19 protein-coding genes and 2 pseudogenes are annotated in these 23,453 nt (G+C 55.4%); 6 read left to right on the plus strand and 15 right to left on the minus strand.

The features are described 5' to 3' along the window. Positions 1 to 11: 11 nt before the first annotated feature. Positions 12 to 713: pseudogene (locus tag ACOERD_RS23935) on the plus strand (Tn3 family transposase); the annotation flags it as partial. A 323-nt stretch (positions 714 to 1,036) separates the two neighbouring features. Here the strand turns inward: ACOERD_RS23935 and ACOERD_RS23940 are convergent. The 5 genes from ACOERD_RS23940 to ACOERD_RS23960 form a co-directional block, all read right to left on the minus strand. Next, entirely contained in the window at positions 1,037 to 1,405 is a 369-nt protein-coding gene (locus ACOERD_RS23940; protein ID WP_419740715.1) for a hypothetical protein, read from the minus strand. Between the two features lie 574 nt (positions 1,406 to 1,979). Continuing rightward, entirely contained in the window at positions 1,980 to 2,711 is a 732-nt protein-coding gene (gene istB, locus ACOERD_RS23945) for an IS21-like element helper ATPase IstB (RefSeq protein WP_419737606.1), read from the minus strand. Further along, complete coding sequence (gene istA / locus ACOERD_RS23950; protein WP_419737605.1) at positions 2,698 to 4,206, minus strand: IS21 family transposase; 1,509 nt, start codon at positions 4,204 to 4,206, stop codon at positions 2,698 to 2,700. The genes istB (ACOERD_RS23945) and istA (ACOERD_RS23950) overlap by 14 nt, the downstream gene beginning before the upstream one ends. Positions 4,207 to 4,477: 271 nt before the next feature. Then, positions 4,478 to 4,594 (minus strand): hypothetical protein, encoded by a 117-nt coding sequence (locus tag ACOERD_RS23955; protein ID WP_419740716.1) that lies wholly within the window; start codon positions 4,592 to 4,594, stop codon positions 4,478 to 4,480. Positions 4,595 to 4,898: 304 nt separating this feature from the next. After that, positions 4,899 to 7,298, minus strand: a complete 2,400-nt coding sequence (locus ACOERD_RS23960; RefSeq protein WP_419740837.1) for a GcvT family protein — start codon at positions 7,296 to 7,298, stop codon at positions 4,899 to 4,901. A gap of 136 nt (positions 7,299 to 7,434) precedes the next feature. Here ACOERD_RS23960 and ACOERD_RS23965 point away from each other — a divergent pair, with 136 nt between their 5' ends. From ACOERD_RS23965 to ACOERD_RS23980, 4 genes are all read left to right on the plus strand, one after another. Continuing rightward, entirely contained in the window at positions 7,435 to 8,328 is an 894-nt protein-coding gene (locus tag ACOERD_RS23965; protein ID WP_419740717.1) for a MurR/RpiR family transcriptional regulator, read from the plus strand. A gap of 89 nt (positions 8,329 to 8,417) precedes the next feature. Next, positions 8,418 to 9,389 (plus strand): TAXI family TRAP transporter solute-binding subunit, encoded by a 972-nt coding sequence (locus tag ACOERD_RS23970; protein ID WP_419740718.1) that lies wholly within the window; start codon positions 8,418 to 8,420, stop codon positions 9,387 to 9,389. A 76-nt stretch (positions 9,390 to 9,465) separates the two neighbouring features. Continuing rightward, positions 9,466 to 12,051 carry a TRAP transporter permease gene (locus ACOERD_RS23975; RefSeq protein WP_419740719.1) on the plus strand — a complete coding sequence of 862 codons (2,586 nt, stop codon included), beginning with the start codon at positions 9,466 to 9,468 and terminating at the stop codon, positions 12,049 to 12,051. Next, a complete protein-coding gene (locus ACOERD_RS23980; RefSeq protein WP_419740720.1) occupies positions 12,048 to 12,476 on the plus strand; it encodes a universal stress protein in 429 nt (142 codons plus the stop codon). The genes ACOERD_RS23975 and ACOERD_RS23980 overlap by 4 nt, the downstream gene beginning before the upstream one ends. Positions 12,477 to 12,699: 223 nt before the next feature. Here ACOERD_RS23980 and ACOERD_RS23985 read toward each other — a convergent pair whose 3' ends face one another. Continuing rightward, complete coding sequence (locus tag ACOERD_RS23985) at positions 12,700 to 12,849, minus strand: hypothetical protein (RefSeq protein WP_419737963.1); 150 nt, start codon at positions 12,847 to 12,849, stop codon at positions 12,700 to 12,702. Between ACOERD_RS23985 and ACOERD_RS23990 the strand changes: the two genes are divergently transcribed. After that, complete coding sequence (locus tag ACOERD_RS23990; protein WP_419737624.1) at positions 12,842 to 14,584, plus strand: IS1634 family transposase; 1,743 nt, start codon at positions 12,842 to 12,844, stop codon at positions 14,582 to 14,584. The two genes, ACOERD_RS23985 and ACOERD_RS23990, sit on opposite strands and share 8 nt — an antisense overlap. A gap of 277 nt (positions 14,585 to 14,861) precedes the next feature. Here ACOERD_RS23990 and ACOERD_RS23995 read toward each other — a convergent pair whose 3' ends face one another. The 9 genes and pseudogenes from ACOERD_RS23995 to istA (ACOERD_RS24035) form a co-directional block, all read right to left on the minus strand. After that, the gene (locus tag ACOERD_RS23995; RefSeq protein WP_419740721.1) at positions 14,862 to 15,500 is read right to left on the minus strand and encodes a TetR/AcrR family transcriptional regulator; all 639 of its coding nucleotides are present in this window, start codon (positions 15,498 to 15,500) and stop codon (positions 14,862 to 14,864) included. Continuing rightward, positions 15,500 to 16,492, minus strand: coding sequence for a 3-hydroxyacyl-CoA dehydrogenase NAD-binding domain-containing protein (locus ACOERD_RS24000; RefSeq protein WP_419740722.1), 993 nt, complete (start codon positions 16,490 to 16,492; stop codon positions 15,500 to 15,502). The genes ACOERD_RS23995 and ACOERD_RS24000 overlap by 1 nt, the downstream gene beginning before the upstream one ends. A 10-nt stretch (positions 16,493 to 16,502) precedes the next feature. Beyond that, complete coding sequence (locus tag ACOERD_RS24005; protein WP_419740723.1) at positions 16,503 to 16,964, minus strand: thioesterase family protein; 462 nt, start codon at positions 16,962 to 16,964, stop codon at positions 16,503 to 16,505. After that, positions 16,961 to 17,857, minus strand: coding sequence for a 3-keto-5-aminohexanoate cleavage protein (locus tag ACOERD_RS24010; RefSeq protein ID WP_419740724.1), 897 nt, complete (start codon positions 17,855 to 17,857; stop codon positions 16,961 to 16,963). The genes ACOERD_RS24005 and ACOERD_RS24010 overlap by 4 nt, the downstream gene beginning before the upstream one ends. Positions 17,858 to 17,873: 16 nt before the next feature. Next, positions 17,874 to 18,650, minus strand: coding sequence for an enoyl-CoA hydratase-related protein (locus tag ACOERD_RS24015; RefSeq protein ID WP_419740725.1), 777 nt, complete (start codon positions 18,648 to 18,650; stop codon positions 17,874 to 17,876). Beyond that, positions 18,647 to 20,689, minus strand: coding sequence for an acetate--CoA ligase family protein (locus tag ACOERD_RS24020; protein WP_419740726.1), 2,043 nt, complete (start codon positions 20,687 to 20,689; stop codon positions 18,647 to 18,649). Before ACOERD_RS24020 ends, ACOERD_RS24015 begins: the two co-directional genes overlap by 4 nt. 2 nt (positions 20,690 to 20,691) lie before the next feature. Next, positions 20,692 to 20,874: pseudogene (locus tag ACOERD_RS24025) on the minus strand (acyl-CoA dehydrogenase family protein); the annotation flags it as partial. Between the two features lie 196 nt (positions 20,875 to 21,070). Beyond that, positions 21,071 to 21,802: an IS21-like element helper ATPase IstB gene (istB, locus tag ACOERD_RS24030; protein WP_419737606.1), complete on the minus strand. Its 732-nt coding sequence runs from the start codon at positions 21,800 to 21,802 to the stop codon at positions 21,071 to 21,073. Next, a complete protein-coding gene (gene istA / locus ACOERD_RS24035; protein WP_419737605.1) occupies positions 21,789 to 23,297 on the minus strand; it encodes an IS21 family transposase in 1,509 nt (502 codons plus the stop codon). Before istA (ACOERD_RS24035) ends, istB (ACOERD_RS24030) begins: the two co-directional genes overlap by 14 nt. Positions 23,298 to 23,453: the final 156 nt, after the last annotated feature.

Consider the following 23,453-nt stretch of genomic DNA (forward strand, 5'->3'; position numbering starts at 1 on the left):
AGGTCGGAAGTCAGGAGAAGATCAAGGAGCACTACGCCGACACGGGTGGGTTCACTGATCTCGTATTCGCCGCCTGCGCGCTGCTGGGCTATCGCTTCATTCCCCGGATCCGCGATCTGAAATCCAAGCGGTTCTACGTCTTCGATCGTAAAAGCGTTCCCAAGGAACTCAAGTGCCTGGTCGGGGGCAAGGTCCGGGAACAAACCTTCATCGACAACTGGGGCGATGTGCTGAGATGCACGGCCACGATGCGGTCCGGGAAGGTACCGCCAAGCCAGCTGCTGAAGCGATTGTCAGCCCGGCCGCGCAAGAACGATTTGGCCATCGCGATGCGGGAAATCGGACAGATCGAACGGACACTGTTCATCATCGAATGGACCCTTGATATGGACATGCAGCGCCGCTCTACTGTCGGGCTCAATAAAGGCGAAGCGCACCATGCGCTGAAGAATGCCTTGTGGATCGGCCGTCGGGGCGAGATCCGCGATCGGACCACGGAAAGCCAGCATTTCCGCCTGGCTTGCCTCAATCTGCTCACGGCGATCATCATATTCTGGAATACGGACCAGATCGGCAAAGCCATCCTGCAGCGGCAAAGCGAAGGCCTGGACACGCCCGAACACCTGCTCAGGCACATATCGCCCTTGGGATGGGAGCACATTCTGCTCATAGGTCAGTACATCTGGCGAGAAATGAGGCACAAAATCGCTTAGCGTACGATTTATCACTGTCCCGTAATCGACCCCTTGATCGCGAGTTGGGCCTGCATACGACGGTTGTCGGTAGCCCAACACGATCAAGCCCCGTGACATCCGCGATACGCGTGATGCCAAAAACTGGAAACAGGTCCCGCAAAAGCTCAACCGTCTGCTTGGGCGAGCGAATGCGATGTGTCCCATCAAAGTATTGTTTCAAACCAAGTTCTCACGCGACTGGGAACAACCTATCAGCGCGCGCAATGACGATTCATACTGCGCGACACGAATGTTGGCTCAAAGGCTTGAGCCAACACTCAAATACGTTGCTTGGACTGACTTTAAGCAGTTGGTTGAATCTTCGCCCCGACTTGGGCCGGATCAATCTTTGCTCCCAGTTGAGATGGGTCAATTTTAGCTCCGTGTTGGCCCGGGTCAATCTTGGCACCAATTTGGCCTGGATCGATCTTGGCCCCGATTTGGCCCGGATCAATCTTTGCACCCAGCTGAGACGGGTCAATTTTGGCTCCATACTGACCGGGGTCAATCTTGGCACCGACCTGCGAAGGGTCACCGTGGCATACGTTTTCGGCAGCGATCGCGGAGTGGCGATGTGCAGAATTGGTTTCAGGCTGAGCAAAAACTCCGGATTGATCGATAGTGATCAGACGGCCATCAGGCACACGAACAGTTCTTTTGTTTTCAAACATTTAATTTCTCCCTTTGTTGGAATCGTCGTTCTAATTTGTTTTGCACTTCAAGAACCAGAGCGCGCCTTTCACTAACATAGAATTTGCATGATCACCAAGGCGCTTGACGGGCGCCATCCCAGATGAGTTGGAATGAGAACCTACGTCCAGGCCAATAGGAAAAGCATCGGTTTGACAGACTTTGGAGCTGTAAGCCTTCTCAAACCTAAAGCAAAACTTGTTGTTTGGTGCTCCTTCATTGCGTGACGAATTTCGGCACTATCGGCCGAAACGGGGCCGTCAAAATTGGGCCGGGCGTGACCTAGTTTTCTGGCATTGGTCGCTGTCTGCGCAACTGTCGATTGACTCGCTGTCACCTCTCCAGGCACAAACTCGAATGTGTCAATCGGCATTGAATAATGACCCCCCATCGGCGTCCAAATTTGACCCCCCTTGGAGCTAAGAGGGGCGTTGAGGGGGTCGTGTTTAGGTTGATTCAGGAGGGGGTGGACAGCAGGTCAAACCGAAAAGAGAGCGTAGCTCGACTGAAGGTTTGACCTGCTGTCTGTTTTGAATTTATTCCCCGATTTCGAGGTTAGTCGCGGTGGTTAATTCGCCAGCTTTCGTTCCCGGTTTCGATGATATCGCAATGGTGTGTCAGTCGATCCAGGAGAGCAGTGGTCATTTTGGCATCTGTGAACACACTCGGCCATTCAGCAAATGCGAGGTTGGTTGTTAGCAGAATAGACGTTCGCTCGTACAGTTTGCTGATGAGATGGAAGAGTAATCGTCCACCAGACTCTGCGAACGGCAGATAACCGAGTTCGTCTATAATCACGAGGTCGACGCGGATCAGCTGCTCGCTGAGCCGCCCGGCGTTGCCTTCGCGATGTTCAGCCTCCAGCTTGTTCGCGAGATCCACAGCGCTGAAGAACCTGACCCGCCGGCGGTTATTGACCGCGTGGCCCCCGATCGCTGTTGCGAGATGCGTTTTGCCCGATCCGGTTCCACCGACCAGCACGCCATTCCTGGCCTGGTCCATAAAATCGCCGTCATGAAGATTGCGCACGACTTCCTCGTTGACGGGGCTGACCGTGAAGTCGAACTCAGGTAAGGACTTGCAGACCGGGAACTTTGCGGCACCCATCTGATACCGGATCGAGCGCGCAGTCTTTTCGGCCAGTTCGGCCGTGAGGAGTTCGGCCACGACCTGTTGGGGCCGCCAGTTGTTTTTGGCTGCGGCCTGCATCACTTCGTCAAAGCAGTTGACGATGCCTGGCAACTTCAGTTGACGGGCAAGTTCGAGAATTTCCTTACGCAGTTGCATGGGAGCCTCCAAGCCTGTCATAGCGAGCGCAATCCGCGATCGGTGCCATTTTCAGCTGCAGGTGGGCAGGCGGCTCAATCGCCTTTGGCGGCGGGGGATTGGTGCGCCGAGAGACAATGTTCAGGATCGCATCGGCCTTGCGCAGGCCAGATTTTAGAGCTTCTTCGCAGGCAGCCTCGACCACATCAATGTCGTGCTGGTAAGCAGCGAAAAGAATATCGGCAAGTTGCCGGTCTCCGTCGGATGTGCCCCGCAGATGGGTCCAGATCTGCGTCATTGCCGGTGGTAGGTCCCAGTCACGGAACGGTGCTCCATTGCGCAGAGCGCCAGGCTTGCGCTTGAGGACGGGCACATAGTGCCAAGGGTTGAAGATCGTTTTTCCTCGGCCGAAGCACCGTTCGTGCTCTCCGACAATCTCACCGTCTTGGCGCAGGACAATCCGCGTGGCGTAGACCTGCAACTGGACCTGACGTCCAACAGCTCTTGCCTCAACGCTGTATTTGTTTCTTTCGAAGTTGATCAGGCAGGTTCGGCTCACGGCGACCGTCTTTTCACGGAACCCGACGAAGGGCTTCTGCAGATGCGTCAGCAGCGGCTTTTCCTGCTGGAACTCCTCCCAGACCGTCACCTCCAGGTTTTCCGGATGCCGCAGTTCTTTTGCGCGTTTGATCGCGTCTTTTTGCAGCCGGGCATTCAATTCATCGAAGTCGGCCACCTCCAGACGCGGTGTAAAACTATAGGCGCGGCTCTCCTTGACCAGATTCTCAACCTGACCCTTCTCCCAACCGGCCGCGCGCGTACAGGCGATCGGGTTCACCAGATGATGAGAACACATCCGGGAGAATGCCTTGTTGAACTTTCTTTCCTTGCCCGACAGGATCGCATCGACGGCGGTCGTCATGTTATCGTAGATCCCGTTGATGCAGCCTCCACCAAAGAATTTGAAGGCCTCGTCGTGGGCATCAAAGACCATCTCCTGCGTCTCGCGCGGATAGGCAATGGAGAATGGCATGCGGCTATGGCAAAGTTTGAAATGGGCAACCTTCACGGTCGTGAGTGCACCGTCCATCAAAACCGTCTCCACACTCCAGTCGAACTGGTACGCCTCCCCAGGATCAAAGATCAGCGGGATGAACGCCTGCGCCTGTTGTCGGCCGTGCGCAATGCGCCAATTCTTTGTGTAGCGTCGAACACTGTCATACCCGCCGCCAAAACCATCATCGGAGAGTTCCTTCCAGATTTTGGTCATCCGCTTGCGGTGTTTCTTCGGAAGCGCCTCGTTCTCCTCAAGCGTTTCATCCAGACGCGCGCGCCAAGGCCCGAGCACCGGGTATGGCTGCGATTTGCGCTCATATTTGAACTCCGTCACTCCCGATCGGATTATCTTTCGAACCGTTGCACGGCTCAAATTGAGCGAACGGCAAATTTCCTTGATGCTCTTTTTTTCGATCAGGTGTAAGCGACGCACTTTTCTAATAGTTTCCACGCAAATCATCCCGCTTGCCTCTCCATCGACTGCTCAATGAAAAGGATGTCTACAACCATAGGGAGGGGTCAAATTTGGACGCCGATTTCCCCGCTTAGGGGGTCAAAATTGCACGCTTTTCTACAGCTCACGGCTGAAGTCACCTTCCGTTACGCGGGCGATGTAAGCATAACACGCTAAATTTGAAATCGTCGGGCCATCTCCAACCAACCAATCGTTACTAGAAAGGTGCGGCTCTGCAAGTTTATCAAAGAGCGCGACTGTTCTGGTTTTAGCGGCTTCATAGTTCATTGGACATAAGGTCGACGTTGATGGTCTCAAAATCCACACCCAAGATGCTCAATAGCGTTCGAACGCGGTGAGCGTTTCCGGAAAACGGGTGACCGTATACTTTCACTTTAGCACCTACTTGCTTGAGTTGAGAAGTTTCTTAAACGGCTTGGCAATCGAAAACCGACCACCGAGACATAGGTTTCGATCTGGTAGTGGTTGTGTCGCCAAAATTCGGAACGCCAATCATCAGCTGTGTTCAGAACACATTTTTGGGTCGAAAACTAAACGGTGCACAAATTGCTCTACGTCGCGACGCGTGCGACTGCTGAGACACTTTCTTCACTTACAAGTGTTGAAATAACAACTGACAGGGATACTGATACTTCCGCCAATCCGACCCAAGGCATCGTCTTCCGTTGCCGAACGGCCTAGGGAGCAGCTTCTTTCATACGTAGACCATGTGGGTCGAACAACGGACCACGTGTGACAGTAGCGTCATAGAGAACCCGTGCGATGTCGACTGTAACCTTTTCTCCGTCACCAACCTCGTTGGAAACATGCCCCAGCGCAATCGGTTTGCCAACGCGATAGCCAAAGGCGCAAGACGTGGTTTGGCCTATGATTTTGTCGCCCAGATATATCGGCTCATGTCCCAACGGCACGGCATTTTCGTCATCCAGAATGAGCGAAACGACATGGGGCACTGCGCCCTCCGCGCGGCGCTTCTCCATTGCTTCGAAGCCGATAAACCCACCAGTCTTGCGGGTTGCGAAGTCCAATCCGGTTTCAATCGGTGTGACATCCCCGTCCAGCTCGTGCCCCATGGCGCAGAAGCCCTTTTCGATCCGCATTGATGTCTGTGCAAACAATCCTGCCGGAACTGCCCCAGCTGCTGTCAGAGCCGAGTATATGGCACTCACGTTTTCAGCACGGCAGGTGATTTCCCATCCCGCTTCGCCCACATACGAAAGACGGGCCGCGCGGACGTGATGACCTGCGATATGCGCTTCGCCATGCTTGAAATACCCCAGATCATTCAACTCAGCTGCACCGACTTCCGTCGCAATCCGCGGGGCCTCGGGGCCCATCAGGCCGAGAACGGCATATTCCTCGGTGCTATCGGTAAGTTTGACGTCCAAGCCTTCGGAAAGGCGGCGGAACCATGTTAGGTCACGTTTGATCGCAGCTGTGCCCACAAAAAGACGATAGTGATCTTCGGTAATCCGCTGCGCCGTAATGTCGGATTCAAATGTGCCACGTTCATTGAGAACCGAGGTGTAGATAACAGAGCCGGGTTTACGCCCCATGTATCCAGCACAAGTCTTCAACATGAACGCTTCGGCATCGGGGCCCTTGACCTCGATCTTACCGAAAGGAGATGCATCAAAGATCGCGGCTTTTTCATTGGCTGCAGAGACCTCAGCTTTTACGTTCTCGAACCAGTCCGGTCGGTCAAAGCGCAGTTTCGGCTCAGAAGTCTTGCCAAAGAACAGAGGTCTTTCCCAACCGTAGAATTGACCAAAATGCGCGCCTGCCTCTCGGTATTCTTTGTCGAGAGGCAGGGCGCGCAGATTCCGGGCTGTTGAGAGCTGTTTACCCGGATAAGCAATGTCGTAATGCGTGCCGAGGATCTCGGGTGCACGAGCCATCAGGTGATCGACCGAGTTAAAAATCGGTGCAAAACGTTTGGCATCGGCTTCACCCAAATCATAGGCGGTGTGACCATGCACGATGCAATGGGCTAGGTTCATCCCTGCACCCCCACCAGAGGCGATACCGACCGAATTCATGCCGCACCCCAAGAACAGGCCTTTGGTTTCAGCCGTTTCACCCAGCATGAAGGTCCCATCCGGTGTGAAACTCTCCGGCCCGTTCAGCAACATCTTGACCTCCGCCGTCTCAAGCGCAGGCAGACGATGCAGGGCGTTCATCATCATGGGTTCGAAATGGTCCCAATCTTCGGGCAGCAGACCGAACTCAAAGCTTTCATCCAGTACGCCAGGTTTGATCGGTTTACCCATCGGCTCAAAGCAGCCGACTAGCAGGCCGCCGCTGTCGTCACGAATATAGAGGTGATTGTCATGATCGCTGAGTGTGGGGGTGTTGCCCACAATTCCGTCGATGGGCTTGGTCAGAAGATAGAAATGCTCACAGGCCAGAGCAGGAACTTCCGCGCCTGCCATCGCACCGACCTCGCGCGACCACAGACCCGTGCAAAGCGCAATCGCGTCGCATTTCACAGTGCCTTGTGTTGTCTCAACACCGACAACTTTTCCATTTTCGGTCAGGACGCCGGTTACACCGGTTTTCTCAAAAAGCTTCGCGCCCATCCCTTTGGCGGCCTTGATCAACGCCGCACATACATCACTGGGCGAAACACGCCCATCATCCGGTGACCAAACTGCACCAAGAACATCGTCACCATTCATCAGGGGCCAACGTTCTTTGGCCTCTTCCGGAGAAACCGAATACGCCTCTATCCCGTAGGCATGAGCCAGAGCCTCTTGCCGCTTCACATGGGTCAGCCGGTCGGGGGTCGTCGCAATGGAAAGTGAGCCCTTCTGAATCCACCCAACATTCTGGCCAGTCTCCTTCTCGAGTTGGCTGTATAGGTCCACTGAGTACTGGATCATGCGCGTCAGGTTCTGCGAGTGGCGCAGGGCACGCACTTGGGCAGCCGAATGCCAAGTCGTACCTGATGTAAGCTGATTACGCTCAAGCAGAATGGCATCGCTGACACCCATTTTTGCGAGGTGGTAGAGGGTTGAACACCCCATGATCCCGCCACCGATAACAACAACGGAGGCTTGTGAAGGTAGGTTTGCCATTTTTCTGAGCGCTTTCTGACCGACTGGAAAAGACTGCGAATACAATTGAGGGTTCAGCAAATTACAAAATTGGTCAATATTGTTGAAAATAAAACATTGGTTTTATTTTGTGTTGCCGGCAAAGGACGCGAATCACATGGACCCGACATTAAAAAACAAAGTAATTTCAAAGCTAAAGAGCGAACTGACGGAATACACACCGCGAATGAAAGTCGCGGCGAAGTATATCTTGGACCACCCAGGAGACTTTGGCCTAGATCAGGTTCGAGACAGTGCGAGGAAGTGTGGAGTCAGCACAAACACATTTATTCGCCTTGCCAAAATCTCAGGGTTCGACAGCTTCGAAGCGATGCGCGAACCGTTTCGGTTCGCGTTAGTTGCGACGCCACATCAAGAAGAAACGGGATGGACCAGAGAACTTCGTCAGTCCGGTTTTCTTGGAGAAATTCAGGCTGAGGCTGCAAAGAACGCCCTCGCTATTGTGCACAGGTCTTTGGAACGGCAAACACCCGAGCAATTGGAAAGAGTTGTTCGGTCACTCCTGGAGGCCCGAAACGTTTATCTGACCGCGGTCCGCGCAAGTTACTCTATCGCACACAACTTTCAGTATGTTGGTCGTATGATACTGCCATCATTGAATTTAATTCCAAGACATATGAATGGAACGCTCGACGAACTCAACTTTGCGGATGAGCATGACGTTATGGTCGCAATTACCTTCAATCCCTATTCGCTGGAAACCGTTGAAGCATGCAAATTTGCCAAGTCGAAGGGCGTAAAACTCATACTTATTTCGGATAGCGATGTTATTTCTCCTGAATTTGTCGCGGACGAGACGCTCGTGGTGTCAGTGATTTCCACACATTACTTTTGTTGCTACGCGGGCGCGACGGCTTTGGTGGAGACACTTTTGGCCATGCTCGTCAGATTGGGGGGCGATGACGCATTGCGGCGAATCAAGTCCTACGAAGATTTGCGGAAGAAAAACAAAACCTACTGGACCTCAAATAAAACAACCGTTTTTCCGTGACATGATAAATCACAGTTGTAACATTTTTCTTACGTCGAAAACGACGACGGCTGAAAGCGTGTTTGAGCGCGTTCCCAAGGGAGATGAATATGACTATCCAAAACAAACTGCTCGGGCTGCTTTCGGCAGCTGCACTTGGAGTTGCAGGTGGAGCCCTTGCAGCAGACAAGCAATTTATAACCATCGGCACGGGCGGGGTAACTGGCGTCTACTACCCAACTGGCGGTGCAATTTGCAGGCTTGTGAACAAAGATCGCAAAGAACACGGAATTCGTTGTTCTGTGGAGTCTACTGGTGGCTCGGTCTACAACACCCGAACGATCCGTCAGGGCGAGCTCGACTTCGGAGTCGTACAGTCGGACGTACAGGCAGCAGGACTTGCAGGCACCGGAGCTTTCACCGAAGATGGCCCATATCCCGAATTGAGAGCACTCTTTTCGGTTCACCCGGAACCAATGCACCTGATGGCCCGCGCGGATAGCGGCATTGAGACGGTAGAGGACCTGAAAGGTAAGAAGGTCAATATCGCGAACCCGGGTTCAGGGACACGCGTTCTCGCTGAAACTCTGATGCGCTATGCAGGATTGTCGAACGAGGACTTTTCTCTGGCCGCCGAGCTGAAGTCGTCCGAGCAAGCAGCGGCATTGTGCGACGGAAAAATCGAAGCAACAATCTGGGCGGCCGGCTTGCCAAATGGTTCTAGCCAAGAGGCTACCTCGTCATGCGACGTCAAAATCATTCCTCTGGATGGTGAACCTATTGCAAACCTTCTCGCCGAGAATACCGCCTATGCGGCCGCAACCATTCCTGGCGGTATGTATCCAGGAAACCCGGATGACATTCCATCCTGGGGCCCGAAGGCAACCTTTGTGACCTCTGCAGAAACACCAGATGAGGTCGCCTACGCCGTTGTCGCCGCAGTCTTTGAGAACTTTGATGATTTCAAGAAACTGCATCCGGCTTTTTCGCGCCTGAAAGAAGAAGAAATGATCAAGGACGGGCTAACGGCTGATCTGCATCCTGGGGCGTTGAAATACTACCAAGAACGCGGCTGGAAATAACCCTCTAGCCTAACTCAAGCAACAACTCTGGCCCATGAACGGGCCAGAGAAACTTACTGTTTTGCAGGGGGCAGGAATGTCAGAGACTCAGGATAACGCGGTTGAAGACTATATAGCTGAAAGCGATACAGGTGGAAGACAACCAAAAGACGCTTTTGGTCGGGCCGCCCTTTGGTACATCCCCCTTGTATGGTCAATTTACCAACTTTGGATCGCCTCGCCTCTGCCGTTTCTGCTTAAGATCGGGGTTTGGAATGACACCCAGACCCGGGCCATCCATCTTGGCTTCGCCGTACTTCTTGCATTCATTGCGTTTCCGGCCTTCAAATCGAGCCCCCGTAGCAGAATTCCGCTGTTTACCTGGCTGATTGCAATTGTCGGTGCACTGGCTTCCTCGTACCTGTTTTATGCATATTCCGGGGTTGCAGCCCGCTCTGGCGCGCCAAACCAATTGGACGTTATCGTATCCGTGGTTGGTATCATTTTGCTTCTCGAAGCAGCTCGCCGTAGTCTTGGCGTCCCGTTGATGTTGGTGTCGCTGTTCTTTCTCGCCTACGTCTTTTTTGGCTCATGGGGAGGCCTACCAGAAGTAGTGCAATGGAAAGGCGCTTCTCTCAGCAAAGCCATGAGTCACATGTGGCTGACCACAGAAGGTGTCTTTGGCGTGGCCTTAGGAGTTTCCTCGGGTTTTGTCTTTCTGTTCGTTCTGTTCGGAGCACTCCTGAACCAGGCAGGTGCAGGAAATTACTTTCTGAAATTGGCCTTCGCCGCATTGGGCCATCTACGTGGAGGCCCTGCCAAAGCAGCGGTCATCGCCTCTGCGGCGACGGGTTTGATCTCTGGTTCTTCCATCGCCAACGTGGTGACCACCGGGACATTCACAATCCCTCTGATGAAGAAAGTCGGCTTCCCTGCCAACAAGGCTGGGGCTGTCGAGGTATCCTCATCAATCAACGGTGTTCTAACCCCGCCTGTTATGGGGGCCGTCGCGTTTCTGATGACGGAATATGTCGGCATTTCTTACGTGGAAGTCGTCAAGACAGCCATCGTTCCAGCCGCAATCTCATACATTGCGCTTGTCTACATCGTGCATCTTGAAGCACTTAAGATGAACATGCCAGGCACCAGCCGAATGCACCCGGTGAAATTCATGCTGGGTGCCATCTTTATCATCGCAATCTCGATCGTCATCGCTGGCGGCACTCTGATGCTTTGTGGCGTAATCGTCGATACGATTGAGCGCCTGTTTGGAGCAGCCTCTGTCTGGGTTATTGTTGCGATCATGGCGGTGGTCTATTTGGCTGCGGTTCGGTTCGCAGCACAACAACCAGATCTTGAGATGAGCTTAGAATCCATGCAGCACCTGCCCCCGGCACGTGAAATTTTCAAAACCGGAATGCACTATATCCTGCCGATCCTGCTTCTGATGTATCTGCTGATGATCGAGCGAAAATCACCCGGATTGTCGGCCTTCTGGTCGTCTATCGCGATGTTGGTGATCCTGCTGACGCAAAATCCGCTGAAGGCGTTCTTTCGCAATACCGGAGATGTTAGCACACAGCTTCGCCAAGGCGTGGCAGACATCAATGAAGGTCTGATCACAGGCGCACGCAACATGATTGGTCTTGCCTGTGCGATGGGTGTTGCTGGCATAATTGTCGGTGCCGTCACTCTGACAGGCATCGGTCAGGTCATGGCCGAATTCGTCGAATTCCTGTCGGGTGGCAACCTTCTTGCCATGTTGTTCTTTGTTGCCCTGATCTCAATTGTGTTGGGAATGGGGTTGCCAACAACCGCAAACTATATCGTCGTGAGTTCACTCATGGCTGGCGTTGTTGTCGAACTGGGCGCACAGAACGGACTGATTGTTCCGCTGGTGGCAGTTCACATGTTTGTCTTCTATTTCGGCATCATGGCAGACGTGACGCCTCCAGTTGGGCTTGCCTCATTCGCGGCGGCCGCAATTTCCAAAGGCGACCCACTACGCACTGGCTTTCAGGCTTTCTTCTACTCGATCCGCACAGCGTTGTTACCGTTCCTGTTCATCTTCAATACGGATTTGTTGCTGATCGATGTAGGCCCTGTTCAAGCTGTCTTTGTCTTTGTCGTGGCTATGATCGCAATGCTGTTGTTTGCGGCCGGAACTATGAACTATTTCATGGTGCGCTCTAAGATCTGGGAAAGCGCTGCCTTACTTTTGGTCGCCTTCACTTTGTTCCAACCGGGTTTCTTCCTGAACCGATTGCAGTCCGAGTTTGAAACCCGACCGGCCGCCGATGTGTTCGAACTAGCTGAGGCTGCAGCTGAAGATGCTTCACTACGCGTTCGATTTGTAGGCGAAGACCTGAACGGAGACCCTGTCGATGCTCGCTATCTATTGCCCTTGGAGGCGGCTGGCCAGGATGGCGAAACCCGGCTGCTTGAAGGGTCTGGCATTGAGTTCCGCGACAAAGCCGGAACCCTCTATGTCGACAACCTGAATTTTGGAGGTCCGGCCGAACAATTGGGCATCGACTTTGATTGGGAACTTAAGGAACTGGAAGTAGAGGCCGATCGGCTGCCTGAGGAGGTCTTCTATATCCCGGCCTTCCTATTGTTGGGTCTGATTTTCTTGCTTCAGATGCGCCGCAAGCGAGTCCAGACAGAAGGAGTGAGCGCATGACCAAACATATCCTTTGCGCTGTTGATTTGACACATCCCGGGTCTGACGGGGACTTACTTGCTGAAGCAGGCGGTCTTGCCAAGTTTCATGGTGCAGCCTTGAGCGTCGTCACTGTTATTCCAGATTATGGAATGTCAATCGTTGGGTCCTTTTTCAAAGAGGGGACCCTGAAATCCGCAGCGGATACTGCGAATGAACAGCTCCATGCTCTTGTTAAAGAGGTGTTGCCAGATACGGCTAATGTTCAACACATTGTCGAAATTGGGTCGGTTTACGAGAGTATCCTGGAAGCTATTGAATTGTCCAAAGCCGATCTGGTCGTTGTCGGGGCCCGTAAGCCTACCTTAGCGGATAAACTTCAAGGTCCCAACTCGAGCTGGATTGCGCGCAACGCACCCTGTTCAGTATATGTTGTGCGCCCTTAGTTTAAGGTATCGATCAGAGGTTAAGCGAGCGATCAAATGCGCTTTTTTGGCACTCGCCTCTCGCTGAGAACACTAGTCACAACCGTGGATGCGTTCACCATCGTTACCCTACGACGCACTTTCTCCCCGTGCGTCGTGTTCCATGGCAGCTGCTTTCTGGGCAGCAGCCGTGGAACGAAACCTTTTTGCGTTCATCAAGCCTCGAGTTGTGTTCTACAGACTATCATTCCTGACTTCCGACCTTTTTGTTGATCTGACTGGGTTTTTGGTTTGTTTTCAGGTGTGGTTGCTCAGAGGCGCGTTGTAGTGCCCCATTATTATAAAAAGTATTGACATGGGCCTTCAGATGGCTAACCTCTTCGCCCATGTTCATCCGCACCAAACATGACGCAAAGCTCAACCGCACACGGATCCAGATCGTTGAATCCGTCCGCACCGGCTCCAAGGTACGCCAGAAGATCCTGCGCCATGTGGGTGTGGCCCATAACGACAGCGAGATTGAGGATATCAAGCGTCTGGCGGGCCGCTTGATGGAGCAATTACGCATTGATCGCTCGCCGCAAATGGAACTGTTCACGCCCACGGAATATGCCGATCTGCAGGCGCTGGTGCGCCGCGCTCCGCGGCCGGACAAGCTTGGCGTTGATCTTGCCGAGTGCCGTGAGGAGGCGCGGGTCTCTCTGGGTCTGCGGGATGTCATGGGGACGATGTATGACCAACTGGGTTGGGGGGCCCTTCTGGGGGCGGCGCGTAAAAGTGCCAATCGCATTGTGAAAGAGCTGGTTATGGCGCGGATCGCACAGCCCGAGAGCAAGCGCGCGACCGTGGAGGCGTTGGAGAACCAGGCAGGCATCACGCTCAATCTGGACGTGGTCTATCGGAGCATGGATTACATCAATACGCCGGTGATAGACGGGATTTGCAAAACCTCTCACGCGGCGGCAGAGAAGTTGCTGGGCGGGCCAGTGACCGTGCTGTTCTACGATTGCACGACCCTGGCCTTTGACACCGAGCGCGAGGACCCGGCCGAGGATGCGGACGGGGTCGAGCAGGATCATCTTCTGGCCAAGGGCTTCAGCAAGGATGGCAAGCATCACCGCGCTCAGGTCATGCTGGCGCTGATCGTCACCTCCGATGGGCTGCCTGTGGGCTATGAACTCTTCCCGGGAAACACCTGGGAAGGTCATACGCTGGAAGCTGCGCTGAAGGCGTTGGAGGGACGCTTCGACGTGGCCAGGGTCACGTTCGTGGCCGATGCCGCCATGCTCAGCAAGGACAACCAGCAGATGTTGCAGAACAAGGGTCTGCCCTACATCCTCGGCTATCGCATGAAGTCCGCCCCGGCCGCCGTGAAGGCGAACATTTTGAGCCCGGAGGGACGCCAGCCTTGGGCTGGACACGGTTCTGAAGAGGCAACCGAGAAGGGCTGGTACAAGGTGATCGACCAAGAGGGAGCGCGGGTCATTGTGACCTGGTCACCCACCCGGGCACGCAATGATGCCCACAAGCGCGACAAGGCAATCGAAAAGCTGCACAAGAAGCTCAAGCGCTCTCGCAAACCCGGCAGCTTCAGCAGCCGGGGATATGGCCGCTTCCTGGCCTTCCCCGACAGCGGGGACGTCACGCTGGATGATGCAAAGATCAAGGCAGCGGCACAATGGGACGGGCTGCATGCCATTGTTGTTCATGGTGCGGACGAACTGGAGGCACAGGACGTCATTGCCCGCTATCACCAGTTGTGGGAGATCGAAGCCTGCTTCCGCACCAACAAGCACGATCTGAAAATCCGGCCCATCTATCACTGGTCGCCGCGTCGGGTCCGGGCCCATATCGCCATCTGCTACATGGCCTTCTGCTGCCTGCAGCACCTGCGCAAGCATCTGGACCTGCTCGGACACCCGATGAGCCCGGCTCGTATCCGCAACGAGTTGAACGCATTGCAGCTCTCGATCCTGCGCCACAAAGGCACCCCTGACCGCTACGGCATGCCAAGCCATGCCACGGTCGATGCCAGACGCATCCTCACCTGCGTCGGCCTGACCTGGAACGAAGCCCCTTTCAAGATACCCCCCGGGCGCACCCGAAAAACTGGCCAGACCAAAGCCTGAGCTCCCTCAACACTCCGAAACAATCGCTGGCGAAAAAAGTCCGTGTAGTGCCTTTTGGCAACCAAGGCATAATAATATCAATGACTTATACGAAAAAATGTCGGAAGTCAGGAGTTGTGTTCTACAGACTATCATTTGGTTGCGGTCGCGAGCTGCATGCAATTCGCTGCCTCAAAGAACTTTGCGGCGGCCGGTTTGGTACAAGTGAGAGTAGGTGGACAGAGCCAGCGTTGTTCACAAGGCTACAAATGGTAACACTATGCCGATCGCCTCAGCGTCAATGGGAGTTCTGGGCGTTACGCGGGATCGCGTTCGGCTGTGCATTCGACCAATCCCGAACCAGATCCAGTTGCATGCGCAGCTGGGTGCGCAGGACTGTCTTGGGCCAAGTTGTGGGGTTGACGATGCCGCCCGCGCTGAGACCGAACAAGCAGGTTACAACCGATGTAAGCGCCGCATCGAAAACCTCGTCAGGCCATTCTGCACTTTCCGGCCAGGCCGTCAGCATGGCACGTTTGTAGGTCTGCAGCCCTTCTTTGTGCAGCGTTTGGTTCAGCTCCCGCAATTCGGGATCCGCAGAAAGCATCCCCCAAAAGTTAATCCAGACCGCCACGTCTGCCCTGTCGTCATCGGAGGAGCCGATAACGGGTTCCAGCATGGCAAAGAGATTGGTTGTCTTCTGGTCCTGTGTGCGTTCCGCAATCTTGGCTTCAATATTGCGGAATGCCAGACGCAACGCGGCGGCGATGATTTCGTCCTTTGTGTTGAAATAGTTAACGATCATGCCAGTCGTGACATTGGCCTCGGCGGCAATGTCAGCCATGCGGGTGTTGGCGACGCCTTTGGCAACCACCACTCGGCATGCGGACTGTGCGATCAGGTTCCGCTTCTCATCAACATCGACGATTTTTGGCATCAGCGCCCCTGTTTGTCTTGCATCAGTTGGGCGAAATTGTTGAGCGTCGCGCCCGAAGCCATGTCATGTTTTCTGAGAACCTTCTGGATTGCAACCAGACACTCATCCCGGATCCTCTCCATGTCGCGAATGGATTGACCCTCTGCCTGTTCGGTTGTGCCATCAACATAGCGATCAATGATTTCGTCTGACAGCTCTGGTGCTTTCAGATGGGACCAAGGCCAGTCGAGCGCCGGTGCAAACTGCTCCAGAAAGTGACCCGCACCGCCCTCTCCGCCGGCCATCATGTAAATCTGGTTCATGCCCATGATCGCCCACCGAAGCCCCGGCCCATATACAATGGAGGCGTCCAGTTCGGTCGTGGTTGCAATGTCGTCGTTCAGCGCATGCAGGATCTCGCGCCACATCGCTTCTTGCAGGCGGTCCGAGATATGGCCGGGCACTTCCTTCCGGACCATCAGCGCGTGCATGCCGATCCCGGTGTAGAATGTCTTGGCCGCCTGTTTCGCGGCATCAGAGGTTTCCTTACCGCCAACGACTTCAACCAGTGGACACAGATAGACCGGGTTGAACGGGTGGCCGACCAACAGGCGTTCGGGGTGGGTCATGCCTTCTTGCAACTCGGAGGGCATAAAGCCCGATGTGCTTGACGAGATGATCACATCGGCTGGCGCGACGTCGGCAATAGAGGCCAACGCGCTCCGTTTCAGATCCAACTGTTCAGGTACGTTTTCCTGAATGAAATCCGCAGCTTCGGCCATCTCGCGCGAGTCAGTGGTGAAGCTGAGCGTGCCCTTGGGCGGCATCGCCATCCCTTCGGTCAGATCGTCTAGTGCAGGCGCTGCGGTTTCCACAGCTCCCCGAATCCAGTCTTCCATCTTGGGGTTGAGGTCAGCGGCGACCACATCGATGCCACAATGCAAGGCGCGGGCGGCCCAGCCGCCGCCAATGACACCGGTGCCAAGTAGGCCGAGGGTTTTTATGTTTCGCATATTGTTGGTCCTATCTGCGCTTCAGGTGGAGGGTCAGGTTTGGAAGATCATTTTCAGAGGCACGGAAATCGTCCAGTCTCTCAAGGATATGCTTAGGCAGACTGGCGACTCGTGGCTCGGGTTTTTGCACGACGTGCAATTGCAGAGCCTCGCAAGTGGCCGACGGTTTTTCTGTCCCTGGCTCGAGCAGTTCTTGCAGGAGGATCGTGCGTTTATCGTCGTTTTGGGCGACGCGCGTGCGCACGATCAGCGGGCAGTCTTGCGCCGTGACCTCGCTCAGGTAGCAGCGGTGGTCCTCGACCACGTACCAGGTGCCGCCGGTTTCCTTGCGATACTGCGCGTCGATGCCGATCTCGATCATGAAGGCATCCACCGCATAGCTGAACGCCAGCCCATAATAGGCATCACGCAGATGCCCATTATAGTCGATCCAATCCGGCTTAACCGCGCATTCGTGCAGATGCGCGCTCACAGGGCAAGCCGCTCGCGGGCATAGTCGGCACCCCGTACCGTGGCGCCCATGTTTTCAATGATGGACCGCGCTTTTTCAACGAGTTCCGCATTGGTCGCATAAACGCCGCGCGACAGGTAAAGATTGTCCTCCAGCCCAACGCGGACATTGCCACCCAGGAGCACCGCTCCCGCAACCATGGGCATCTGCATGCGACCGATGGCGAACATGGACCAGAAGCTGTTTTGGGGCAACATCGATATCAAGCTGGATTGTAGCGCCATATTCATCGGCATGCCCCAGGGGATATTGGTGCATATCTGCGACATCATCGGGTCCTTGATCAGCCCCTCGCGGTGCATCTCGAGGCAATGCCAGAGGTTGCCGGTATCAAACATCTCAAGCTCAATACGCACGCCAAGGTCGCGTGCAATCTCTAGCCCCTGACGCAGATAACCGGGCGGTGAAATGTAAGTGCGGTTCTCGTTCCCAAAGTTCAGGCTGCCGCAATCCAAAGTGGCGATTTCCGGCGCGTAGACGCCCTCTTCATAAAGCTCAATGATATGCTTCATTCGGGTTCTTTGGCTCACAAAGTCGGTGCCTTCTCCAAGGCCGCTTTCTATACCGTCATCGTTGAGGCACATATAGCCGCCCATACCAGCGGTGAGGTTGATCACCGGGTTCACGTCGCTTTCGCGGATGCGCTTGACCACCTCGCGGTAATATTTGGTCTCGGGGCTGAAGTCTCCGGTCTCGGGATCGCGCACATGGATGTGCACGATTGCAGCCCCCGCCCGTGCCGCCTCGATCGCGCTGTTGGCAATCTCTTCCGGCGTCACCGGGCACTTTGGGTTGTTCTTGACCTTGCGGTCATCGCCTGTAATGGCGCAAGTGATGACGACATCCTTGTTCATGTTCATGCTCCTGTGTTCAACGGCCAGTCCAAACTGGCTTGCGTTTTTCAGTGAAGGCCTGCGTTCCTTCTTTGAGGTCCTCGGACTCAAAACACCTCTGCGTGCTGTGAAGTGCGCGTGCGAATTCGAGTGCCTGCTGCTCCGGCATGGTTTCGACCCGCCGGGCAATGTCTTTGATCGCAGCAAAAGCCAGTGGTGGCCCGTCGGCCAACAGCCCCGCAAGTTCGCGGGCGCGTGACATCAGATCGGCAAGAGGCAACACCTCATTCACGAGGCCATGATGCCGGGCCTCTTCGGCAGACATCCTGCGGCCGGTCAGCATGAATTCCATCCCCACGGCCCAGGGAACACGGCGCATCAGCGAAACGACTGCAATGTTTGGCACGACGCCGATGTTGATTTCAGGCAAGGCGAAGGTCGCGTGGTCGGCCGCCAGAACGATATCTGCGCCGATCATGACCTCGAAGCCCCCGCCAAAGCAGAGTCCGTTCACGGCGCAGATGACCGGCTTGTTCAGATTGGGTAGCTCGATAAATCCGCCCCAACCGCCGACACCGTAATCGGAATCCGCATCTTCACCCTCGTTGGCGGCTTTCAGATCCCAGCCCGGGCAGAAAAACTTTTCTCCCGCCGCCGAAATGATGGCGACGCGCAGGCTGTCATCGTCGCGAAACTCGCGAAAGACCTCGCCCATGGCGCGGGACGTGGCAGCGTCGATGGCGTTTGCCTTTGGCCGGTCCAGGATAATCTCCAGAACCGCACCATTGCGTGTAACTTTCAGGGGATGGGTCATGTTGGATCACCTTCGTTCAGTTTCCGGATCAGAGCATCGGCAGCAAAGGCGCCGCTCCCCTTAGGCCGTACTATCAGGGGATTGATGTCGAGTTCGCAAAGGTCGGCGCGCTCCAGCGCAAAGCGACCCAGCGCCACAACTATGTCGACCACGGCCGAAACATCAGCAGCGGGCTGCCCACGAAATCCTTTCAGGATCTGGCTGACCTTTAGGGTTTCCAGCGCGTTTTCGACATCTCGACGCGTAAAGGGTGGTAACAGAACGGCGCTGTCGTCCAGCAGTTCGGCCAGGACGCCACCGGCACCGATCAGGACCACGGGGCCAAAACTGGCATCCACATCAACGCCAAGGATCAATTCGGCCACCGCGTCAGGGATCATCTCTTCGATCAGGACGCGGTCGGCGATCTGTCCCAGCTCCTGCGCGGCGCTTTCGACAGCCGTCGCGTCTTTCAGGTTGAGCCGCACTCCCCCCACTTCGGTCTTATGGGCCAGTTCAACGGAAGAGGCCTTCATCACCAGCGGAAAGCCAATCTGTCTGGCGGTATCAGCCGCCAGTGATACTGGCACTTCCGTGCCGCGCGGCACCGGAATACCGGCTTTGGACAGGAGGTCTTTGGCCGCATGTTCGCTCATGGTCTGAGACACGCCACCAAGATCACGAGCCCGGAGTTCCGGAAGCGCGGCGCTTTCTCCCGCACGCCCAACTCGAGAGGCTTGGGCAATCGCCTGAAACGCCTCCGACATCCCTTGCAACGGTGCAATTCCATGCTCCAGCGCCAACTCTCGCATGGCTGATCGGTTGGATTCAGGTAGCGAACTAATGGTGACCGCCGTCGCACCGGTGTCCTGCGCAGCAAGACAGAAGGCGCGCGTTGCGCCCTCAAAAAGCTCGCCGTCAATCACATCCGGATCGGGATGATCGGCCAGAAAGGCAAAGGTTGCGTTGCTGTCCTGCATCACAGCTGCAAACATGGCGCGCATTGCCACGGGATCGTGCCAGTTGAAGGTCTGGAAGTCGAAAGGATTGGAGAGGACAACCTGATCACCCATCTGTTCACGCAGCCTGACGCAGGTTTCTTCCGGAAGCGGTGGCAGCGACAGATCCATCGGGTTCATCACATCCGCCGCCATTGCCATATCGCCGCCCGACGCCCCCATGAGCACAACCTGATTGGTGGGCAGAGCGCCTTTGATGTGCAGAAGTTTCAGCGTTTCCAGCAGCTCTGCCAACGTCTCGCAGCGTGCGACGCCGGTACGGCGAAACATCTCGTCGAAATACCGTTCTTCCCCAGCCAGCGCGCCAGTATGGCTGAGAGCTGTGCGCTTTGCTGCCGCCGAACGCCCCGATTTGAAGATCGCAATCGGGATGCCCTTGCGCCGCGCGGCGACCGCCGCCGCGGCAAATTCAGGAAGCTGCGTGATGCTTTCGGCATAGATGCCAATGGCCGAAACTCGAGGATCGTCAATAGCGGCAAGGATCAGATCGTGAATGCGTAGGCCAAGCTCATTCCCGACGGTCCACAGATAACCGATGGGCAGCGACCGGTTGGCGTACATCATGTTGCAGGCAATTGTGCCGGATTGCGAAATCGCCGCAATGCCGCGCTCCGGTTTGTCCGGCATAACCTGGTCGGGGAAGAGTGCGACGCCATCAAAGAAATTCGCCATGCCATAGCAGTTTGGCCCCAAAAAGGGCACGTCGCTTGCCGCTTCAGACAACTGCGCCGACAAGGTATGTCCTTCTTCAGTGCCCTGTTCAAAAAACCCCGAAGCCATACAGACCGCGCCGCCTGCGCCAACCTCGACCATTTCGGCCAGAACGTCGATTGTGGCCCTACGGTTGACGCCGACAAAAACAGCATCCGGCGCTTCAGGCAGATCGCTGAGACTGCGATAGGCTCCGTCGCGCTTGGGATGAACCCGGTAAATGGCGCCTCCAAAGCCCAGCCGGTGGCACTGGTCGGTCACTGTGTCAGCCCAGGCGCCACCCAGAACGGCGACGGATTTTGGGCGTATCAGTCTGCTCAAGTCAGGCATTGTCAGGCTCCATGAGGGCGCAGCATCGCGCGCGAAATGATGTGTCGCTGGATTTCGCTGGTGCCGTCCCAGATCCGTTCGATCCGCGCGTCACGCCAGATACGTTCCAATGGCATATCGGTCATCAACCCCATACCACCAGCGATCTGCAGCGCCTGGTCCGCGACGCGCCCCAAAGCTTCGGAGTGTCAATCGGCATTGAATAATGACCCCCCATCGGCGTCCAAATTTGACCCCCCTTGGAGCTAAGAGGGGCGTTGAGGGGGTCGTGTTTAGGTTGATTCAGGAGGGGGTGGACAGCAGGTCAAACCGAAAAGAGAGCGTAGCTCGACTGAAGGTTTGACCTGCTGTCTGTTTTGAATTTATTCCCCGATTTCGAGGTTAGTCGCGGTGGTTAATTCGCCAGCTTTCGTTCCCGGTTTCGATGATATCGCAATGGTGTGTCAGTCGATCCAGGAGAGCAGTGGTCATTTTGGCATCTGTGAACACACTCGGCCATTCAGCAAATGCGAGGTTGGTTGTTAGCAGAATAGACGTTCGCTCGTACAGTTTGCTGATGAGATGGAAGAGTAATCGTCCACCAGACTCTGCGAACGGCAGATAACCGAGTTCGTCTATAATCACGAGGTCGACGCGGATCAGCTGCTCGCTGAGCCGCCCGGCGTTGCCTTCGCGATGTTCAGCCTCCAGCTTGTTCGCGAGATCCACAGCGCTGAAGAACCTGACCCGCCGGCGGTTATTGACCGCGTGGCCCCCGATCGCTGTTGCGAGATGCGTTTTGCCCGATCCGGTTCCACCGACCAGCACGCCATTCCTGGCCTGGTCCATAAAATCGCCGTCATGAAGATTGCGCACGACTTCCTCGTTGACGGGGCTGACCGTGAAGTCGAACTCAGGTAAGGACTTGCAGACCGGGAACTTTGCGGCACCCATCTGATACCGGATCGAGCGCGCAGTCTTTTCGGCCAGTTCGGCCGTGAGGAGTTCGGCCACGACCTGTTGGGGCCGCCAGTTGTTTTTGGCTGCGGCCTGCATCACTTCGTCAAAGCAGTTGACGATGCCTGGCAACTTCAGTTGACGGGCAAGTTCGAGAATTTCCTTACGCAGTTGCATGGGAGCCTCCAAGCCTGTCATAGCGAGCGCAATCCGCGATCGGTGCCATTTTCAGCTGCAGGTGGGCAGGCGGCTCAATCGCCTTTGGCGGCGGGGGATTGGTGCGCCGAGAGACAATGTTCAGGATCGCATCGGCCTTGCGCAGGCCAGATTTTAGAGCTTCTTCGCAGGCAGCCTCGACCACATCAATGTCGTGCTGGTAAGCAGCGAAAAGAATATCGGCAAGTTGCCGGTCTCCGTCGGATGTGCCCCGCAGATGGGTCCAGATCTGCGTCATTGCCGGTGGTAGGTCCCAGTCACGGAACGGTGCTCCATTGCGCAGAGCGCCAGGCTTGCGCTTGAGGACGGGCACATAGTGCCAAGGGTTGAAGATCGTTTTTCCTCGGCCGAAGCACCGTTCGTGCTCTCCGACAATCTCACCGTCTTGGCGCAGGACAATCCGCGTGGCGTAGACCTGCAACTGGACCTGACGTCCAACAGCTCTTGCCTCAACGCTGTATTTGTTTCTTTCGAAGTTGATCAGGCAGGTTCGGCTCACGGCGACCGTCTTTTCACGGAACCCGACGAAGGGCTTCTGCAGATGCGTCAGCAGCGGCTTTTCCTGCTGGAACTCCTCCCAGACCGTCACCTCCAGGTTTTCCGGATGCCGCAGTTCTTTTGCGCGTTTGATCGCGTCTTTTTGCAGCCGGGCATTCAATTCATCGAAGTCGGCCACCTCCAGACGCGGTGTAAAACTATAGGCGCGGCTCTCCTTGACCAGATTCTCAACCTGACCCTTCTCCCAACCGGCCGCGCGCGTACAGGCGATCGGGTTCACCAGATGATGAGAACACATCCGGGAGAATGCCTTGTTGAACTTTCTTTCCTTGCCCGACAGGATCGCATCGACGGCGGTCGTCATGTTATCGTAGATCCCGTTGATGCAGCCTCCACCAAAGAATTTGAAGGCCTCGTCGTGGGCATCAAAGACCATCTCCTGCGTCTCGCGCGGATAGGCAATGGAGAATGGCATGCGGCTATGGCAAAGTTTGAAATGGGCAACCTTCACGGTCGTGAGTGCACCGTCCATCAAAACCGTCTCCACACTCCAGTCGAACTGGTACGCCTCCCCAGGATCAAAGATCAGCGGGATGAACGCCTGCGCCTGTTGTCGGCCGTGCGCAATGCGCCAATTCTTTGTGTAGCGTCGAACACTGTCATACCCGCCGCCAAAACCATCATCGGAGAGTTCCTTCCAGATTTTGGTCATCCGCTTGCGGTGTTTCTTCGGAAGCGCCTCGTTCTCCTCAAGCGTTTCATCCAGACGCGCGCGCCAAGGCCCGAGCACCGGGTATGGCTGCGATTTGCGCTCATATTTGAACTCCGTCACTCCCGATCGGATTATCTTTCGAACCGTTGCACGGCTCAAATTGAGCGAACGGCAAATTTCCTTGATGCTCTTTTTTTCGATCAGGTGTAAGCGACGCACTTTTCTAATAGTTTCCACGCAAATCATCCCGCTTGCCTCTCCATCGACTGCTCAATGAAAAGGATGTCTACAACCATAGGGAGGGGTCAAATTTGGACGCCGATTTCCCCGCTTAGGGGGTCAAAATTGCACGCTTTTCTACACTTCAGGCGATAGAACCCCGGCACTAGCCCTGGCATCGCT

The organism is Ruegeria sp., from assembly GCF_965199275.1.
In the GTDB taxonomy this organism is placed as follows: Bacteria; Pseudomonadota; Alphaproteobacteria; order Rhodobacterales; family Rhodobacteraceae; genus Ruegeria.

Bases quoted from the DNA above. Each gene is read 5' to 3' on its own strand.
- ACOERD_RS23940 (WP_419740715.1), bottom strand. From the start codon at position 1,405: ATGTTTGAAAACAAAAGAACTGTTCGTGTGCCTGATGGCCGTCTGATC.
- istB (WP_419737606.1), bottom strand. From the start codon at position 2,711: ATGCAACTGCGTAAGGAAATTCTCGAACTTGCCCGTCAACTGAAGTTG.
- istA (WP_419737605.1), bottom strand. From the start codon at position 4,206: ATGATTTGCGTGGAAACTATTAGAAAAGTGCGTCGCTTACACCTGATC.
- ACOERD_RS23960 (WP_419740837.1), bottom strand. From the start codon at position 7,298: ATGGCAAACCTACCTTCACAAGCCTCCGTTGTTGTTATCGGTGGCGGG.
- ACOERD_RS23965 (WP_419740717.1), top strand. From the start codon at position 7,435: ATGGACCCGACATTAAAAAACAAAGTAATTTCAAAGCTAAAGAGCGAA.
- ACOERD_RS23970 (WP_419740718.1), top strand. From the start codon at position 8,418: ATGACTATCCAAAACAAACTGCTCGGGCTGCTTTCGGCAGCTGCACTT.
- ACOERD_RS23975 (WP_419740719.1), top strand. From the start codon at position 9,466: ATGTCAGAGACTCAGGATAACGCGGTTGAAGACTATATAGCTGAAAGC.
- ACOERD_RS23980 (WP_419740720.1), top strand. From the start codon at position 12,048: ATGACCAAACATATCCTTTGCGCTGTTGATTTGACACATCCCGGGTCT.
- ACOERD_RS23990 (WP_419737624.1), top strand. From the start codon at position 12,842: ATGTTCATCCGCACCAAACATGACGCAAAGCTCAACCGCACACGGATC.
- ACOERD_RS23985 (WP_419737963.1), bottom strand. From the start codon at position 12,849: ATGAACATGGGCGAAGAGGTTAGCCATCTGAAGGCCCATGTCAATACT.
- ACOERD_RS23995 (WP_419740721.1), bottom strand. From the start codon at position 15,500: ATGCCAAAAATCGTCGATGTTGATGAGAAGCGGAACCTGATCGCACAG.
- ACOERD_RS24000 (WP_419740722.1), bottom strand. From the start codon at position 16,492: ATGCGAAACATAAAAACCCTCGGCCTACTTGGCACCGGTGTCATTGGC.
- ACOERD_RS24010 (WP_419740724.1), bottom strand. From the start codon at position 17,857: ATGAACAAGGATGTCGTCATCACTTGCGCCATTACAGGCGATGACCGC.
- ACOERD_RS24015 (WP_419740725.1), bottom strand. From the start codon at position 18,650: ATGACCCATCCCCTGAAAGTTACACGCAATGGTGCGGTTCTGGAGATT.
- ACOERD_RS24020 (WP_419740726.1), bottom strand. From the start codon at position 20,689: ATGCCTGACTTGAGCAGACTGATACGCCCAAAATCCGTCGCCGTTCTG.
- istB (WP_419737606.1), bottom strand. From the start codon at position 21,802: ATGCAACTGCGTAAGGAAATTCTCGAACTTGCCCGTCAACTGAAGTTG.
- istA (WP_419737605.1), bottom strand. From the start codon at position 23,297: ATGATTTGCGTGGAAACTATTAGAAAAGTGCGTCGCTTACACCTGATC.